Raw genomic sequence first — 14,699 nt, 5'->3', positions numbered from 1 at the left:
TAACCGGTCGGCGCGCTTGACGTTATCCATAAAAATATCGGGATCGGTGGTCTCTCCCACGGGTGGAACATAGGACATGTTTTTTGCTCCAAAAAATAGCGTTCGCGCAAACGAGGGTTTGTGCGAATGTTCATGGCTTTTTACAATCAGCTATTTCAAAGGGTTACATAATGCTGATTGGCTATGCTCGGGTATCAACCGGGGATCAAAACCTCGATTTACAGAAAAATGCGCTGATTCGCGCAGAATGTGAGCTGATTTACGAGGATACGGCGAGCGGAAAGAATGCCCGGCGGCCTGGGCTAAGGCGCGCGCTGCGGCAGCTAAAGCCGGGTGATGTGCTGGTGGTCTGGAAACTGGATAGGTTGGGGCGCAGCGTGCGGGATTTGATCACGTTGGTGTCAGAGCTGCAGGCGCGTGGGGTTAACTTTCGAAGCCTGACTGACTCGATCGATACCAGCACGGCCGCCGGCCGCTTTTTCTTTCACGTCATGAGCGCGCTGGCGGAAATGGAACGAGAGCTGATTGTGGAGCGCACGCGGGCAGGTTTAGCCGCGGCCAGGGAGCAGGGGAGAGTTGGCGGCCGCCGGCGGGTGATGACCCTGGAGGTTGTCGAGCGGGCGGGACGAATGCTGGATAATGGCGCCACCCGGCAGCAGGTCGCGGACGTGATCGGCGTGGGTGTGAAGACCATTTACAAGTATTTCCCTGCGGGATAAGGATGATCACCTGCGCGCCGTATGCAAGAGTGCGTAGGTGATCAAGGCTGCATAGGCAGTGAACAGCCTTTGATATTTTACTCGCGCTTCGTTTACTGACGTAGCCCGGAAAGCTCTTAAATGTGGAAACTACTGCCAAACTTTTTCACCGATTTTCACCGCTGCCATGATGGCCTGTTCAGTTTCTTTGTAAAAATTTGGCGTGGCCAGTTCCCAGCGTCCATTCCTGTGCACCATAAGCAGGTAGTCAGAGATAAGTCCTGGATCCTTAACAACGGCAAAAGTCAGCATATCCGTTGAGGGCTTGGGCAAAACGTTATCTGGAGGGAGGTAGATCCGTACCCCGGAGACAATCACATTCGCAATTTCCATCACTCCTCCATCATCCACATATCCGCCTCTTCAAACATCTCCTGGACAACCCGGCTGATTTGCTCTTTTTCGTGCTTACTGGCATCGGTATTGATCGCCGGCAAAGTCATCATCGGCTTTACACGGACCTCGGCATCGGGAAAAATCCTGTGGACTCGCTTAGTTAATTCAGCCGTAATTGTCTCCCTTGCACCGGCCATCCCCTCAAAGTTTCTCTTGTCGTAAATCAGTTCCACAAACATTTCGCACTCCTCTTTACTGGATATAATTACAGTATATATACTGTATGCATGAACAGTGTCAACATGAGGAAGTGCGTTATGAAGTTTTACACACCAACTGAGCTCCGAGAGGTCCTATTGATACCGCTATTCAGTGACCCGGTGCAGTGCGGATTTCCCAGCCCGGCTCAGGATTATGTTGAACAGCGAATTGATCTCAACGAGTTGTTGATTAATCACCCCAGCGCTACATATTTCGTTAAGGCCGCCGGAGACAGCATGATCGAGGGCGGTATCAGTGAGGGCGATCTCCTGGTCGTCGATAGCTCGCGTAAGGCTGAGCATGGCGATATCGTGATTGCTTCTGTCGAGGGGGATTTCACCGTTAAAAAATTGCAGCTGCGACCGACAGTTCAGCTTAACCCTATGAACAGCGCTTATTCCCCGATCGTCGTCGGGAGTGAAGACACGCTCGATATTTTTGGCGTCGTTACCTACATAATTAAAGCGGCGGGCTGAGATGTTCGCGCTCTGTGATGTGAACTCATTTTATGCGAGCTGCGAGACCGTGTTTCGGCCCGACTTGAAAGGGCGGCCGGTGGTCGTCCTGTCGAATAACGACGGTTGTGTGATTGCGCGCTCTGCGGAAGCAAAGCCGTTCGTGAAGATGGGAGAGCCGTACTTTAAACAAAAAGATCAGTTCCGCCGGCAGGGCGTGATCTGCTTCAGCAGTAATTACGAGCTTTATGCGGACATGTCGAACCGGGTGATGACAACGTTAGAAGAGCTTTCACCGCGGTGCGAAATTTACAGTATCGATGAAGCCTTTTGTGATCTCACCGGCGTTCGTAACTGCCGGGACCTTACCGATTTTGGCCGGGAGATACGTGAGACAGTGTTACGCAGGACACACCTAACCGTAGGTGTGGGAATCGCCCAAACAAAAACACTCGCGAAGCTGGCTAATCATGCGGCAAAGAGGTGGCAGCGGCAAACCGGCGGGGTGGTTGACCTGTCAAATATCGACAAACAACGTAAGTTGATGGCCGCACTGCCAATTGATGAGGTTTGGGGAGTCGGGCGCCGCATCAGTAAAAAGCTGGAAGCTATGGGCATCAAAACCGTGCTGCAGCTGGCTGATACTGATATCCGTTTTATCAGGAAGCATTTTAATGTGGTGCTGGAGCGAACCGTGCGGGAGCTACGCGGGGAACCTTGCCTCGGTCTGGAGGAGTTCGCGCCGGTAAAACAGGAAATTGTCTGCAGTCGGTCGTTCGGTGGGCGTATCACGGAATACCATGAGATGAGGCAGGCGATATGCAGTTACGCTTCGCGCGCAGCTGAGAAACTTCGTGGTGAGCACCAGTATTGCCGGTTTATCTCCGCATTTGTCAAAACGAGCCCGTTTGCGCTGAACGAGCCGTATTACGGCAACAGCGCATCGGTCAAGCTGCTGACCCCGACCCAGGACAGCCGGGATATAATCGCCGCGGCGACCAGGTGCCTGGATGCTGTCTGGAAAGATGGGCATAGGTATCAGAAAGCCGGCGTGATGCTTGGTGACTTCTACAGCCAGGGCGTCGCCCAATTAAACCTGTTCGATGACAACGCTCCGCGGCAGAACAGCGAAAAGTTAATGGAGGTCCTGGATCATCTCAATGCCAAAAATGGGAGAGGGGCGTTGTACTTTGCAGGGCAGGGGATACAGGCCGACTGGCAGATGAGAAGGGAAATGCTTTCACCACGATACACAACAAGGTATGCTGACCTTTTAATTGTGCAGTGATTATAATCTTAAAAAAACGCAAAAACGTAAGGTGAATATGATTATAAAAATATTTATTTTATTTGTATTTGGTCTTTTAATGTTTGTAATCGGTTTTTTTGTCGGAGGGATGCGCTGGGATTGGGCAAGTAAGGATTATTCATCACTTGTTGCATTCTGGTCCATGATCGGTGGTTGGGTATCGGGAGTCGCCACATTATCCGCAGTGTTAGTATCTCTTATACTAGCTCGGCAGGCTATGGAGAAAGAGTTAGAAAAAATCTCAGTAAAAGTTCTATCTTTCAAAAAAGACACAATAGGAGATTCCTATAGAGCGAGAGTTAACGTTATGAATATGAACAATAATTATGCAAAAGTAAAAGGGGTATCATTGTTTTTGGATAAAATCACACCAGGCATTCGTGTTAATCATATATTAGATGCTGGTATCTTCCCAAAGGTTTTGAACAGAAAGGGGGAGTGCATAAATTTTTCTATTTCATTCGATTCCGGTAATAATTGGTGGCATATATTTGAACGCTTAAGTCAAGATGAGAATTTGAAATTTAAAGAGTGCAAGATTGCAATTCAGACAGAAATTGGCTTGCATTACTGTAAGTTAGAACCAGTGATTCTTAAAAAAATGAAGTATTATTATGATAAGTACGAAGAGAGAAAAAGAATATAGTTATATTAATCCTCTAGGTTAAATACACTTTTGATAAATTTTTATTAATTCTATTAGTTAATTTATAACCATTATTATTCACGTTGCAAATAAGACATCATACAGGATGCCAGATAAAATGGTCCGCTGACAAAGTGCAAAATCCATTCCCCAAAACGAAGAATAGCATTAGCTAAATCAATGGTTTGAAAAATGGTGATTAGGGTAAGAATGAAGCTTTAAATCCAGATAATAAATAATAAAAACAATTGGTTATATGAATATTGAGGAAATACTGCTGCGCCACCTGCAGTGGTTCGAAGCCGCAGACCTGATCGTTAAAGGCACCGAAGGCGCAATCGCCGCTAAGACCGTGACCTATGACTTTGAACGTCTGATGGAAGACGCTAAGCTGCTGAAATGTAGCGAGTTTGGCGACGCGATTATCGCGAACATGTAATCCAGCCTCTGGGTTAAATAATAACGGGAGCTTAACAGTTCCCGTTTTTTATTATTAGCTTTCGAAGGGTTATCAAAACATTATCAAAACAAGTTATCAAAACCCCCGCCACAAAAACCTCAAATAGCCACCTTGGTCCATCCTTTCCCACGGTCATCATGGTATCTGTCCGTTTGTTGTTGAGTCTTATGCCCCAGTAAATCTTTTGTGTTTATACCCCGTGCCTTATAAAGGCGTTCGGAAAGTGATCTTTGCTCATGGAACGTTGCCGGCGTACCTTCACCCCAGTCGATATTTGCACAATCCCTTGCCTTGCTAAAATTCATCGTCAGCGTTCTGGCTTTAACCTGAGCGCCACGTTCTGCCTGAGATGTTGTTCTGAAAAAATGCACCAAAAATGGACTAACCGCATAATCCCGGCAACGGCCTATTACGTCTCGAAGGCTCCAGTTTATCGCGTTGCATCGCAATGACAGAGGAATGGCTATCTTGCTACCGGTTTTCTCCTGCTCGATGTGAAGATGTTCATCCCAGATATCTGAAAATTTCATTCGGGAAATATCCCCCAGTCTCTGTCCTGTTAGTGGAGCGAACGCGGGCAGGTTTAGCCGCGGCGAGAGAGCAGGGGCGTATTGGCGGGCGCCGGCGAGTGATGACACCGGGGGTTGTCGATCGTGCGCGCCGAATGCTGGAGAATGGCGCTACCCGGCAGCAGGTGGCCGACGTGATCGGGGTAGGGGTAAAGACGATCTACAAATATTTCCCTGCGGAAAAATAATAAAGATTCATCCGTCGTATGATTTACCATCCACTTTTTCTGCGCCAGCGGTAGCTGTTAACCAGGGCTAAATCGGCAAGCCCTGTTTTATCAACGGCAGGGAGGCCGCAAAAAACAAGGAGAGCCAGCAGAAATCCGCTGGCTCTCCTTCACATGGTAAAATTATTCAATACCGTATTTCTTTTCAGCCACAAACTTGGGTTCTTTCCAGTTAGGCCCTTTTTTAACCAGCATTTTTTCACCCCATTCAACTATTCTGTTTTGGCGCAACTGTTCAAATGTCCTCATAAACTCACCATTTTCGATTACTGAAAACTTGTAACGACTAAAAAAACGGTCCATTTGAGGGTAACCAAAACCTTTCTTATTTCTTACCAGGAAGAGAATAACATCAGCAGTACTTTCTCCTGCAACCAATTGTTCAAAATTAATCATTCCAACTCCCTCAGTTCCTGTTCTTCAGCTGCTTTCAGGGCATCTGATATATATAAAAGAGTCTCACTGTTACCTAATTTATAGTCTTCAAGAGTAGCTGTGTGGGTATTATTCCATACCTCAGCCTCATTCGGTGGAAGAGTCCCATCTTTAACACTAAGATTCCGGTAACGCTCCAGTTCTCTTATTTCATGCGTGTAAAATCTTTTATCGATATCAGTAGCTTTCAGTTGTCCATTCAGTATTTTCTCCAACCTGTCAATCATTACCTTATTGGCATCTCTTCTTCGGGAGCGATCACGGTGGCGAGCGTGGTGCACTACTGTACGGTCTGATCGGTACATGCAGACTGAATGGCATCGATCCGGAAGCTTACCTTCGCCATATCCTGAGCGTGCTACCGGAGTGGCCGTCGAACAAAGTGGCCGAACTCCTGCCATGGAATGTAGCTCTCACCAATAAATAGCCGTCAATACGGCGCTCACTTAACGCTTACGCGGATGGTCAGTCTGGGGAGAAAAAACTGGCTGTTCTTCGGCTCGGACCACGGTGGTGAGCGTGGAGCGTTGCTGTACAGCCTGATCGGTACATGCAAACTGAATGGAGTGGATCCAGAAAGGTACCTCCGTCATGTGCTTGACGTCATAGCTGACTGGCCAGTCAACCGGGTCAGCTAACTCACTGCCAACTGAATAACACATCCCCGTCAATACGGTTCTCGCTGGACGCTTACGGGAAATCACAGAGCGCTGGCTGGCTGAATATAACAGTGAGCGGCCTCATGAATCCCTGAATAACCTGACGCCGGAAGAATACAGGCTGATGGCCGGAAACACGGAAATCTCAAAAAGTGCGTGGAACTAAAACGGGTGTGCTTACACTGGCACTGGCACATAACAAGGAGCTGGAGGTGCGAGTGTCTGCACTGGAAGAAAAAATACATAACTTTTAAGTCGGCTGATGGTTTCCTGTCCTCCCTGGTCCAGGAATATAATACAAAAAGGTAAGCCTACATCCATGTGGGCTTACTATTAAGTGCTCAATCTTTAGTTCAGTAGCGTAAAAGTCTGTTTGGGCTAGGGTTAATAGCTTAATGTGACAACAACGGTGTCTGTATATGTTCCTGCAACCGGCCAGTTCTGCGGCGGAATGTCGCCATACACGGTTAACGCCTGGTCAGTGCCGGTGGCAGAAATTTGGGTCTGGATACTGTCGCTGTCGTTCCATGGCGTATTATGTCCGGCATCCTGATACAGACTGTAGTTTACGCAACTTGCCCCCTGACAGACCCGTCTGCTGCTGCCGTCGCTATTCATTCCCATCCCCAATGCAACTGTAAACGTGGTATTCACCGGACAGCGGACGGTCACATTTGCTGTGGCATCAGCACTCAACTGGTTATTCGCCGCCGGGCTTTTGCTGCCAAAATCGAGTGGGTTGACGCTCACCAGTTCACAGCCGTTTTTCACTGTCCCCATAGACTCGAAGCTGGATGATATAACCGTACCGGTCATCGCCGGGCATGACGGCAGCGTATTGAGCTCCTGGCTATCGGTGTACTTAATAGTCGCCGGGGTATCATAGTCGTAGTAATCTCCTGCCTGCAGACCGGTTTGCCCGGCGGGTATTTTCGCCACCAGATTAAAGTGGAAGGTGTAATTGGTTTGCCCGGCGCCCAGATATAGATTTCGTTCAGCATAGACACCACTGTTGGTTCCGATCCCCGTACTCAGGTCATCCGCTGAGTAAATAATATAGTTCAACGGGGTATTTGGTGGGTTGGTATTCATCTCAGGAATGTCGGTACTGGTCAGATTCATGCACAGTCGTACATATTTAGGTGTCGAGTCATAGTTATTACACTGATACTCCAGGTCGAGGTTAGTTTGTGCCGCTTCTCCGGCAGTTACCGTACCAAAACTAAATTGTGCCGGGCTCAGCGGCCAGCATTCCGCCGCCTGGGCCTGGGGACTGAAACGTAACAATATAAACAGCCCCAGGCAGACCAGCAAACCATAACGTACTATTCGCATACGACATTCCTCCTGATTATCGTCTGGCTGGCAACGGCATCAGGCAAGTGAATCGTACATTGTCCGTTATCCCAACGCACTATCGCTTGCCCGCCCCGTGGGGGATCTTCCAAATAAATATTGCCGTCATAACCCACCAGAGTGTCGGTGGTTCCTCGGTCAGGTGTTCGTGCCTCATGGTTTTGCACCACGACGTGCGCGGAAAACGGGATCGGCTGTCCCTGTGGATCCTGGGCGACCAGCAACAGCGATGTGGTCTGGTAGACTGCGAATGCTGACAGCGCCCCGCCGCTGCGACGCGGGATCGCCACCTGGCTGGTATAAGGTGCCCGATAGTCGGCAGGAAGATTGAGGATATCGATATCAACACTGTTTTTCTGATACGGCAGGAGGTTGGTCAGGAATAACCGCCCGTTTTGATCCGTTTTACCCACCACACGATGCTCGAGACGCACCGGTATATCAGCCACACCATCGGTATCAACCAGCAAGAACGCGTCGCCAAGATAACGGGTAGCATACAGATTGCCCATAAATAACCCGACGGAGCCAGACATCGATGCGTAATAGTCGGTCTCATTGCTGTAATTATTGATACCGAGATCCATATCGCTCCAGTTGTTACGCCGTTGAATGCTGGCGTGCTGGCTGTCATTTTGACCACCGCGGGCAGAAGCATTCCAGCCCCACCCCGGTCGGTTTGACTCCAGACTACGGCTTAAGCTTATTTGCTCGTTACTGCCGTTGGTATCATGGTTGTGCTGCAGGGTCAGATAATCCCGGTTACTGAAAAGCGGGATCGTGACGTTGACATAAAACGTCTGGTCGCGTTCGTCCTCAAGCGATTGCGTAAAGCTGGTCGACAGCAAGACCCGTTCAGAAAACGATTTTGACCAGGAGATGCCCACGTACTGCGTCTCAATGCCGGGGTAACGTTGATTAATCCAGCTGGCACCAAGCGTGCCGAACTGTGACAGCGCCCAACTGACAAACGCGCTGTCCTGCCGGGTTGGCAACGTGCTGTCTGCCAGCGCTGTGATATCGCGGAAAGTATCGTTGCGCTGGGTATGGTTGAGGGCGACGTTAAAATAGCGGTTATTCCACTGCCAACCGGTGCCCCACTGCAGGCCATTATCATCACGATAACGTCCCCATGAGAGATCCAGGTGCACAAGGCCCAGCGCCGGCGATAATAAATAGTTGGCGCCAGCCCCCAGGTTATTCAGATTTGCGCCCTGTTCGGTATGGGATTCCAGCGTCAGTTGATTGGTCGCGCCGTAGCGCCAGTCGCCGACGCCCACAAATTCGGAATCGTAGCTGAATGAGCGATAGCTATAATCTTTGCGGACCCAGCCGGCATTCAGGCCCCAGGTGTTCAGGCCCTGGGTCAGTAAACGGTTGGTGCCGTACAGGGCTAAATCCACGGTACGCTGCTGACCATTGATATCGGTTATCACCACCTGGGCGCTCCCGCTCCCGGAGAGAATCGGTGCGGTATTCAGGGTAAACTGTCCGGGCGTAACCTGTTGAGAGGAGGTTTTAATCCCCTGAATGTACAGGTCCACGGTAGAGGGCATGGTGACGCTGTCGGTCAAGATATCCCGTGTGGAAGTATTGACGCCCGGTTGTAAGCTGTAGCTCCTGGCCAGACTCAGTCCACCAAAACGGACGCTACTGGTCCACGACTGGCGACCGGTGTAATTATCACCGACGGTTAGTGTGAGAAGTTTATCGATGTCCTCCCAGTTCCAGTTGGTCATTAAGCGCGTGGTACCGGTATTTTCCCCAGGATAGCTCTGGTCAGAAAAGCGGCTGTTGAATGAACTTGAAAAATGGCCCGGGCCGAGGCCAAAGGTTCGCAGTTCCGTATAGGCGGTTAAATATTGGCTGTCTGAACTGTGGCTGGCAAATAAATTATAATTGACCGCGACACCGCTGACTGGCGGTGAAAGTTGACCTTCATGAATAAACTGCGCCTCTTGCCTGGCCGTTAATTTTTGACTGCCCGTCAGACGAGCGCTGTCCGCGGTAATCAACAGCGCCTGGTTTAAATCGTCATAGCGAAAGCTGAATCCTTTCTTCGGAGCAAGTTCAATATATTTTCCTGACACCGGCAGATCGTCAGTGCGGATATTTAATTTTTGCGCGTCAGACGCCAGCAGACTGAAATGGTCTCCTTGTTTTTTAACCTGTGATAACCCTGTCGTCGGTGAGCCATTAATACTTACCGCCAGATAGAGTAAGCCATCATCTGTCGGCGTATCTCCCCAGGCGTGAGTAGTAAAGAACAAAACAGACAGGCAAACATTAATTTGTAAGGCTAATCGTTTTATTTTTCTCATTGTCATTAATGGTCACGGATAAAGACGTCCCTGCGTTCATACCTTTAGGCAGGAACCACGACATTTCGCTTCCAGGTAAGACATATCCCATCAGGCCCTTGTTAATGGCGACACTTTTCCCTGCAGAAACCAGGGAAACATTGCTTAGTTTTATATGATGCGTATCGTTATTTTTGATGATGAGGCGAGGCGCTGCTCCATGAGTGTCAAGGGTGGCACGAATGTTATTCAGATTGACCCTGGAATCCTGACAGGAAAAAAATACCGGAACGGAATAACGCAGCAGAAATTTAACCTGGCTTCCGGCATTGTTGTTCTTACTGTCCGGGAGTTCATCCACGATGAGTCGATAGGTCTGCTCTTTCCCCTGGATCCCTGCAGGTGCAATAATGCGTACCAGCTGCTGTTTTCCGGCCGGGATAGCGGCTATGGGCGGGCTGCTGATCACCGTTTGAGTCGGTGTCAGGACGTCCTTACCCTCTTTTTGTTGCCATTGATACAGGCGCATCTGGGTGCCGATCGGCGCATTTCCGGTATTTTTGATATATATCGGTCGCGCCGTTTCACCGTCGCAAAAATTCACAGTGATGGGATACATCTGCAAGCTAGCAGCATATGAACAGAAACTCAATGACCCGCCAATGACAACAGCAACTGAAGAAAAAACAGAATGTTTCATATGCTTAGCCATTAGAAATTAGTAGGTAACTTGTAGGGTGACGGTATCGGTATAGGTGCCAGCCGCAACATCACTGAGGAAAGCGTTATTCACTTTGCCGTAAATCGGAATCACCTGCGCCGCACCGGTACCGGTATCAGAAGATGCCGCGACCTGGGTATCATCAGGTAATGCCTCCGCAAGCGGTTCAGTGCCGGCATTATCCAGATACAGAGTGTAGTCAATAGTATTAGTCCCAGCCGTGCCGGATGCGTTGGTCATTTGATAGGTGTGGGTACTGTCTGACGTCAGAATATACGGCGTACCTGCGGTACAGGTCACGGTGGCAGAAGTCTGCTCGGCAATGCCGGCATCACCAATGGCATGAGTACCGAAATCCAGGGGATCGACAGCCAGCACACAAGAAGCTTCAACTCTCAGAGTCACATCAAGATTAGCAGTGGCGGTGGTCGCTGCATTGACCAAACTGCTGATTAACATTCCAGCCGAACCTAACGCAAAGACAACTTTGCTTTTACGAATCATATCGACCTCTTGGCATAGTTAAGTAAAAAGGTGTTTGTCTAAAAGAACGAATAAACCTTATAAAAATAGTGCCTACTTTTAACCAGAAACCATACTTTTATATCTGATGAAAGACAAAACCACCCTCCATGCACTCACAAAGAGAGCACAAGTGATGAAAGATGCCTGCTCTCAGAAATAATATATTACACAAAATCATGACATTTCCATACTATCTGCAAATTTTTTTATGGCTGGAAGTGATATGATATAACATACTTTTTTTTGGGCGCATAAAGAAACAAAGTTCTATATTTTTTTCTTATGTATTAGGAGTGATTTGCGAGCAATTAACTTATTAATCAATGTAATATGGATATAATTATTCAGACTAATAAGAAAACACTTTCGACATGTGGTTTTATTTGGTGTAAGTAGGATTGTCATATTTAAAATGGGATAAGGATACACCTACCTGTGTGGTGACTTTTGTCGGGTCATCATCCGATTTTTCCTTTCTAATAGAGCTATTTGAGCGAAAACAATACAGGTAACTAACCTCCATCAACAGTGACGAACTTTTATTCATCGAGGACACATCCTCTTCCAAGTTAAATTCGCCCCTTCAGGTATTAGAAAGTAACCAGCATTGTAACTATAGACGAATGATGAAATTTATTTTCGGAGCCATGCGAAATCGACATAGCGAATAATTAGAATCGGAAGGAAAAGTGAGAGTCACTAAAAAAGACATGGGTAAATCACTTTTGCATTGACGTCGATCTGCAATTTAGCGTCTGTTTATGGCTGTGAGTTCAACCGTCAGGGATAATATTGATCCTACCCACGTAATGTGGACACAGCCCTAAGCGAGGTTCTGGTTTTCAAACTGTTCCGGACTGAGGCCGCCACAGGCACTATGGCGGTGCCAGCGATTGTAATCACACTCGATATAATTAAACACCGTCGTCCGCATCATTTCCCGGCTGATAAATTGTTCGCCGTGGATGTATTCGACTTTCAGTAAGTGGAAGAAGCTTTCCGCACAGGCATTATCGTAACAACAACCCTTTGCACTCATGCTACCGCGCAGGTTACCCTCAGTGTCAGCATAGTTGTCACCCCCTTCTAAAAATGAATACAGAGGGCAACGGAGTGACAAATGAAACGTATTTCCCCGGAGCGTAAAGCCAGCACGCTGGCAAAACTGCTGCCTCCCTACAACATGACCGTCGTGGCTGTTGCACAGATGGAAGGGATATCGGAAGCTACCCTCTACAACTGGCGTAATCAGGCTAAAACAGAGGGAAAACCGGTGCCCGGTGCAGAGAAAAACAGTGAACAGTGGCCCGCCGAAGCGCGACTGGCGGTTATCGTCGAAACCGCTACGTTGAGTGAAGCGGAAATCGCCGAATACTGCCGTAAAAAGGGACTCTACCCCGTCCAGCTAATCCAGTGGAAACAGGCTTTTTTACAGGTGACTTCCGGTGATGATAAAGCAGCCCTCAGGCAAAGCCAGAAAGAAAACAAACAACTGAAAAAAGAGTTGCTCCGTAAGGAAAAGGCCCTGGCAGAGGCGGCAGCGATACTGGTACTGCGAAAAAAGCTCAGGGACTACTACGGGGAAACGGACGAGGACGACTGACCCCGGGGGATGCACGTCAGCAACTTATTCAGTGGATAAATGAGACCATCGCAGGCGGTGCGCGCCGGGCAGTGGCCTGCCGCGAAGTTGAGCTCAGCGTACGAACCTGGAGGCGCTGGCAAAAATTCCCGGAAGACCGAAGAGCGACAGCGATACGCCCGATACCTGCAAACCGCCTGAGTGAGGAAGAAGTGCAGCAGATACGGGCTATCTGCCATCAGCCGGAATATGCCAGCCTGCCACCGTCCCAAATCGTGCCGCGACTGGCAGATAAAGGCATTTATCTGGCGAGCGAATCGAGCTTTTATCGGGTGTTGCGGCGCTATGGGGAAGTGCATCAGCGTGGTCGCCAGATGAAGGCGACACGGGTAAAAGCGCCGACCACGTTCACGGCCTCCGAACCCTATCAGGTGTGGACCTGGGACATCACCTGGCTACCTTCGGTGGTACGGGGTCGCTGGTATTATCTGTACCTGGTGGAGGATGTGTTCAGCCGTAAAATCGTTGGAGCAGAAGTCCACGAAACCGAGAGTGGTGAGCTGGCGGCAGCCCTGATGCAACGCACGGTCCTGCGGGAGCGCTGTTACCGTCAGCCACTGGTGCTGCACGCGGATAATGGTGCAGCGATGAAGTCGCAGACCCTGCAGGTGAAGCTGGCAGAACTGAATATCTCGTCTTCACACAGTCGACCTCGTGTGAGCAATGATAATGCGTATGTGGAGTCGTTGTTCCGCACGTTGAAATATGTTCCTCAGTGGCCCTCTTCAGGCTTCAAAACGCAGGAAGAAGCGCGGCGCTGGGTAGATAAGTTTACCCATTGGTATAACGAAGAGCACCGGCACAGTGGGATCGGTTATGTGACGCCGCTGGAGCGGCATACAGGTGAGGACAAGGCGTTGTTGGCGCACCGGCACGAGGTGTATCAGGCAGCAAAAGCAGCGAACCCCGGACGCTGGTCACGGCAGACAAGGAACTGGCAACGGCAGGAAAGCGTGACGCTCAACCGAGAGCGGGAAAAACAGGCCGCATAAATCGACCTGGGGTGACAACTTCATTGACACTTACCGGTTATGCCGCTTCAGTAGCGCCTGATAATCCGCTGAGCAGTACTGCCCACCACGATCTGTGTGAACGATGACATTTTCCGGGCGCTTACGTCGCCACAACGCCATCTGTAGCGCATCGCAGGCCAGCTGTGCAGTCATCCGCGATGACATTGACCAGCCGATAACAGCACGTGACCACAGAGCGATGACGACAGCCAGATATAGCCAGCCTTCATCAGTACGTAAGTCGGTGATGTCACCTGACCATTTCTGGTTTGGACCACTGGCGTAAAAATCCTGCTTCAGCAGGTTCTCCGATACCGGCAGGCCATGCTCGCGGTAACTGACCGGGCTGAACTTCCGTGACGCTTTCGCCCGTAGCGCCTGACGACGCAGGCTGGCTGCCACCGTTTTCACGTTGAAGCGGTAACCCTGAGCATGCAGTTCATCGGTCAGGCGCGGTGCGCCGTAGCGCCGTTTTGCCCGGTGAAAAGCCTCGTACACGGCGTTATCACAACCCAGACGGAACTGCTGGCGTGAGTTTAGCCTCGCCCGCCGCTGGCACCGTGCATACCGGCCACTGCGGGCCACCCCGGAGTACGCGACACATGGCTTTGATACTGAACTCAGCCTGATGTTTTTCAATAAAGACATACTTCACTTCAGGCGCTTCGCGAAGTATGTCGCGGCCTTTTGGAGGATAGCCAGCTCCTCAGCCTGTTCCGCCAGCTGGCGTTTGAGACGGGCATTTTCAGCAGCGAGTTCATTTTCACGCTCAGAGGATGAGAGCTGTTGCTGCTGTTTACTGCGCCAGTTATAAAGCAGCGATTCATCCAGGCTGAGCTCGCGGGCGGCAGCGGCAACACCAATGCGCTCAGCCAGTTTAAGGGCTTCCTGACGGAATTCAGGTGAGTGCTGCTTGCGGATCTTTTTGATGGTTGATGCGGGTTTTGTCATGTGAGTCATATATGGACGCCCAGTGTTATGCAAATACTGATTTGATACGGTTCGCTGTCATATATCCGGCGTCATT

At 49.6% G+C, this 14,699-nt stretch carries 15 protein-coding genes and 7 pseudogenes; 10 read left to right on the top strand and 12 right to left on the bottom strand.

Annotated features, from left to right (window positions below):
- The first annotated feature begins 170 nt into the window (after positions 1 to 170).
- Positions 171 to 719: a recombinase family protein gene (locus tag GVK32_RS27675; protein ID WP_159874005.1), complete on the top strand. Its 549-nt coding sequence runs from the start codon at positions 171 to 173 to the stop codon at positions 717 to 719.
- A 129-nt stretch (positions 720 to 848) separates the two neighbouring features.
- Here GVK32_RS27675 and GVK32_RS27670 read toward each other — a convergent pair whose 3' ends face one another.
- Both GVK32_RS27670 and GVK32_RS27665 read right to left on the bottom strand, forming a co-directional pair.
- Positions 849 to 1,091: a hypothetical protein gene (locus GVK32_RS27670; RefSeq protein ID WP_031592310.1), complete on the bottom strand. Its 243-nt coding sequence runs from the start codon at positions 1,089 to 1,091 to the stop codon at positions 849 to 851.
- The gene (locus GVK32_RS27665; RefSeq protein WP_064411098.1) at positions 1,091 to 1,333 is read right to left on the bottom strand and encodes a DinI family protein; all 243 of its coding nucleotides are present in this window, start codon (positions 1,331 to 1,333) and stop codon (positions 1,091 to 1,093) included. Before GVK32_RS27665 ends, GVK32_RS27670 begins: the two co-directional genes overlap by 1 nt.
- 78 nt (positions 1,334 to 1,411) lie before the next feature.
- On the opposite strand from GVK32_RS27665, the gene GVK32_RS27660 reads away from it, so the two are divergent.
- The 4 genes and pseudogenes from GVK32_RS27660 to GVK32_RS27645 form a co-directional block, all read left to right on the top strand.
- Positions 1,412 to 1,831: a translesion error-prone DNA polymerase V autoproteolytic subunit gene (locus GVK32_RS27660; protein ID WP_159874003.1), complete on the top strand. Its 420-nt coding sequence runs from the start codon at positions 1,412 to 1,414 to the stop codon at positions 1,829 to 1,831.
- Position 1,832: 1 nt separating this feature from the next.
- Complete coding sequence (locus tag GVK32_RS27655; RefSeq protein WP_159874001.1) at positions 1,833 to 3,098, top strand: Y-family DNA polymerase; 1,266 nt, start codon at positions 1,833 to 1,835, stop codon at positions 3,096 to 3,098.
- Positions 3,099 to 3,135: 37 nt separating this feature from the next.
- Entirely contained in the window at positions 3,136 to 3,765 is a 630-nt protein-coding gene (locus tag GVK32_RS27650) for a hypothetical protein (protein ID WP_159873999.1), read from the top strand.
- Positions 3,766 to 4,033: 268 nt separating this feature from the next.
- Positions 4,034 to 4,204, top strand: a pseudogene (locus GVK32_RS27645) (NADP-dependent isocitrate dehydrogenase); the annotation flags it as partial.
- Between the two features lie 119 nt (positions 4,205 to 4,323).
- Here GVK32_RS27645 and GVK32_RS27640 read toward each other — a convergent pair.
- Positions 4,324 to 4,794, bottom strand: a pseudogene (locus tag GVK32_RS27640) (tyrosine-type recombinase/integrase); the annotation flags it as partial.
- On the opposite strand from GVK32_RS27640, the pseudogene GVK32_RS27635 reads away from it, so the two are divergent.
- Positions 4,782 to 4,982, top strand: a pseudogene (locus GVK32_RS27635) (helix-turn-helix domain-containing protein); the annotation flags it as partial. The pseudogenes GVK32_RS27640 and GVK32_RS27635 overlap by 13 nt on opposite strands.
- 162 nt (positions 4,983 to 5,144) lie before the next feature.
- Here the strand turns inward: GVK32_RS27635 and GVK32_RS27630 are convergent.
- A complete protein-coding gene (locus GVK32_RS27630; RefSeq protein WP_159873995.1) occupies positions 5,145 to 5,417 on the bottom strand; it encodes a hypothetical protein in 273 nt (90 codons plus the stop codon).
- A complete protein-coding gene (locus GVK32_RS27625; RefSeq protein WP_159873993.1) occupies positions 5,414 to 5,683 on the bottom strand; it encodes a pyocin in 270 nt (89 codons plus the stop codon). The genes GVK32_RS27630 and GVK32_RS27625 overlap by 4 nt, the downstream gene beginning before the upstream one ends.
- Before the next feature lie 11 nt (positions 5,684 to 5,694).
- Here GVK32_RS27625 and GVK32_RS27620 point away from each other — a divergent pair.
- From GVK32_RS27620 to GVK32_RS27610, 3 pseudogenes are all read left to right on the top strand, one after another.
- Positions 5,695 to 5,883: pseudogene (locus tag GVK32_RS27620) on the top strand (transposase domain-containing protein); the annotation flags it as partial.
- Between the two features lie 31 nt (positions 5,884 to 5,914).
- Positions 5,915 to 6,094: pseudogene (locus tag GVK32_RS27615) on the top strand (transposase domain-containing protein); the annotation flags it as partial.
- A 52-nt stretch (positions 6,095 to 6,146) separates the two neighbouring features.
- Positions 6,147 to 6,281, top strand: a pseudogene (locus tag GVK32_RS27610) (integrase core domain-containing protein); the annotation flags it as partial.
- A 218-nt stretch (positions 6,282 to 6,499) separates the two neighbouring features.
- Here the strand turns inward: GVK32_RS27610 and GVK32_RS27605 are convergent.
- From GVK32_RS27605 to GVK32_RS27585, 5 genes and pseudogenes are all read right to left on the bottom strand, one after another.
- Positions 6,500 to 7,450 carry a spore coat U domain-containing protein gene (locus GVK32_RS27605; protein ID WP_159873991.1) on the bottom strand — a complete coding sequence of 317 codons (951 nt, stop codon included), beginning with the start codon at positions 7,448 to 7,450 and terminating at the stop codon, positions 6,500 to 6,502.
- Positions 7,441 to 9,798, bottom strand: a complete 2,358-nt coding sequence (locus GVK32_RS27600) for a fimbria/pilus outer membrane usher protein (RefSeq protein ID WP_159873989.1) — start codon at positions 9,796 to 9,798, stop codon at positions 7,441 to 7,443. Before GVK32_RS27600 ends, GVK32_RS27605 begins: the two co-directional genes overlap by 10 nt.
- Positions 9,758 to 10,471, bottom strand: coding sequence for a molecular chaperone (locus tag GVK32_RS27595; protein ID WP_159873987.1), 714 nt, complete (start codon positions 10,469 to 10,471; stop codon positions 9,758 to 9,760). Before GVK32_RS27595 ends, GVK32_RS27600 begins: the two co-directional genes overlap by 41 nt.
- Before the next feature lie 18 nt (positions 10,472 to 10,489).
- Positions 10,490 to 10,996: a spore coat U domain-containing protein gene (locus tag GVK32_RS27590; RefSeq protein WP_159873985.1), complete on the bottom strand. Its 507-nt coding sequence runs from the start codon at positions 10,994 to 10,996 to the stop codon at positions 10,490 to 10,492.
- An 844-nt stretch (positions 10,997 to 11,840) separates the two neighbouring features.
- A pseudogene (locus GVK32_RS27585) lies at positions 11,841 to 12,071 on the bottom strand (IS3 family transposase); the annotation flags it as partial.
- A 66-nt stretch (positions 12,072 to 12,137) separates the two neighbouring features.
- Between GVK32_RS27585 and GVK32_RS27580 the strand changes: the two are divergent.
- A protein-coding gene (locus tag GVK32_RS27580) for an IS3 family transposase (protein ID WP_159873983.1) occupies positions 12,138 to 13,651 on the top strand; the annotation gives its coding sequence in 2 pieces (ribosomal slippage) (positions 12,138 to 12,591 and positions 12,591 to 13,651; 1,515 coding nt in all).
- A gap of 30 nt (positions 13,652 to 13,681) precedes the next feature.
- Here GVK32_RS27580 and GVK32_RS27575 read toward each other — a convergent pair.
- Positions 13,682 to 14,320, bottom strand: a complete 639-nt coding sequence (locus GVK32_RS27575; RefSeq protein ID WP_255429654.1) for an IS3 family transposase — start codon at positions 14,318 to 14,320, stop codon at positions 13,682 to 13,684.
- A 3-nt stretch (positions 14,321 to 14,323) separates the two neighbouring features.
- Entirely contained in the window at positions 14,324 to 14,632 is a 309-nt protein-coding gene (locus GVK32_RS29450) for a transposase (RefSeq protein WP_255429653.1), read from the bottom strand.
- Between the last annotated feature and the right edge of the window lie 67 nt (positions 14,633 to 14,699).

This window comes from Klebsiella sp. 18074, from assembly GCF_902705905.1.
Taxonomy (GTDB): domain Bacteria; phylum Pseudomonadota; class Gammaproteobacteria; order Enterobacterales; family Enterobacteriaceae; genus Klebsiella; species Klebsiella terrigena.
The sequence above is the reverse complement of the archived record's forward strand: the minus strand, read 5'-3'. Positions and strand labels throughout refer to the sequence as shown.

What these genes read in the sequence shown, in the direction of transcription:
- GVK32_RS27590 (WP_159873985.1), bottom strand. Translation starts at nt 10,996, where the DNA reads ATGATTCGTAAAAGCAAAGTTGTCTTTGCGTTAGGTTCGGCTGGAATG.
- GVK32_RS27665 (WP_064411098.1), bottom strand. Translation starts at nt 1,333, where the DNA reads ATGTTTGTGGAACTGATTTACGACAAGAGAAACTTTGAGGGGATGGCC.
- GVK32_RS27625 (WP_159873993.1), bottom strand. Translation starts at nt 5,683, where the DNA reads ATGATTGACAGGTTGGAGAAAATACTGAATGGACAACTGAAAGCTACT.
- GVK32_RS27605 (WP_159873991.1), bottom strand. Translation starts at nt 7,450, where the DNA reads ATGCGAATAGTACGTTATGGTTTGCTGGTCTGCCTGGGGCTGTTTATA.
- GVK32_RS27630 (WP_159873995.1), bottom strand. Translation starts at nt 5,417, where the DNA reads ATGATTAATTTTGAACAATTGGTTGCAGGAGAAAGTACTGCTGATGTT.
- GVK32_RS27595 (WP_159873987.1), bottom strand. Translation starts at nt 10,471, where the DNA reads ATGAAACATTCTGTTTTTTCTTCAGTTGCTGTTGTCATTGGCGGGTCA.
- GVK32_RS27650 (WP_159873999.1), top strand. Translation starts at nt 3,136, where the DNA reads ATGATTATAAAAATATTTATTTTATTTGTATTTGGTCTTTTAATGTTT.
- GVK32_RS27660 (WP_159874003.1), top strand. Translation starts at nt 1,412, where the DNA reads ATGAAGTTTTACACACCAACTGAGCTCCGAGAGGTCCTATTGATACCG.
- GVK32_RS27675 (WP_159874005.1), top strand. Translation starts at nt 171, where the DNA reads ATGCTGATTGGCTATGCTCGGGTATCAACCGGGGATCAAAACCTCGAT.
- GVK32_RS27575 (WP_255429654.1), bottom strand. Translation starts at nt 14,320, where the DNA reads ATGTCTTTATTGAAAAACATCAGGCTGAGTTCAGTATCAAAGCCATGT.
- GVK32_RS27655 (WP_159874001.1), top strand. Translation starts at nt 1,833, where the DNA reads ATGTTCGCGCTCTGTGATGTGAACTCATTTTATGCGAGCTGCGAGACC.
- GVK32_RS27670 (WP_031592310.1), bottom strand. Translation starts at nt 1,091, where the DNA reads ATGGAAATTGCGAATGTGATTGTCTCCGGGGTACGGATCTACCTCCCT.
- GVK32_RS29450 (WP_255429653.1), bottom strand. Translation starts at nt 14,632, where the DNA reads ATGACTCACATGACAAAACCCGCATCAACCATCAAAAAGATCCGCAAG.
- GVK32_RS27600 (WP_159873989.1), bottom strand. Translation starts at nt 9,798, where the DNA reads ATGACAATGAGAAAAATAAAACGATTAGCCTTACAAATTAATGTTTGC.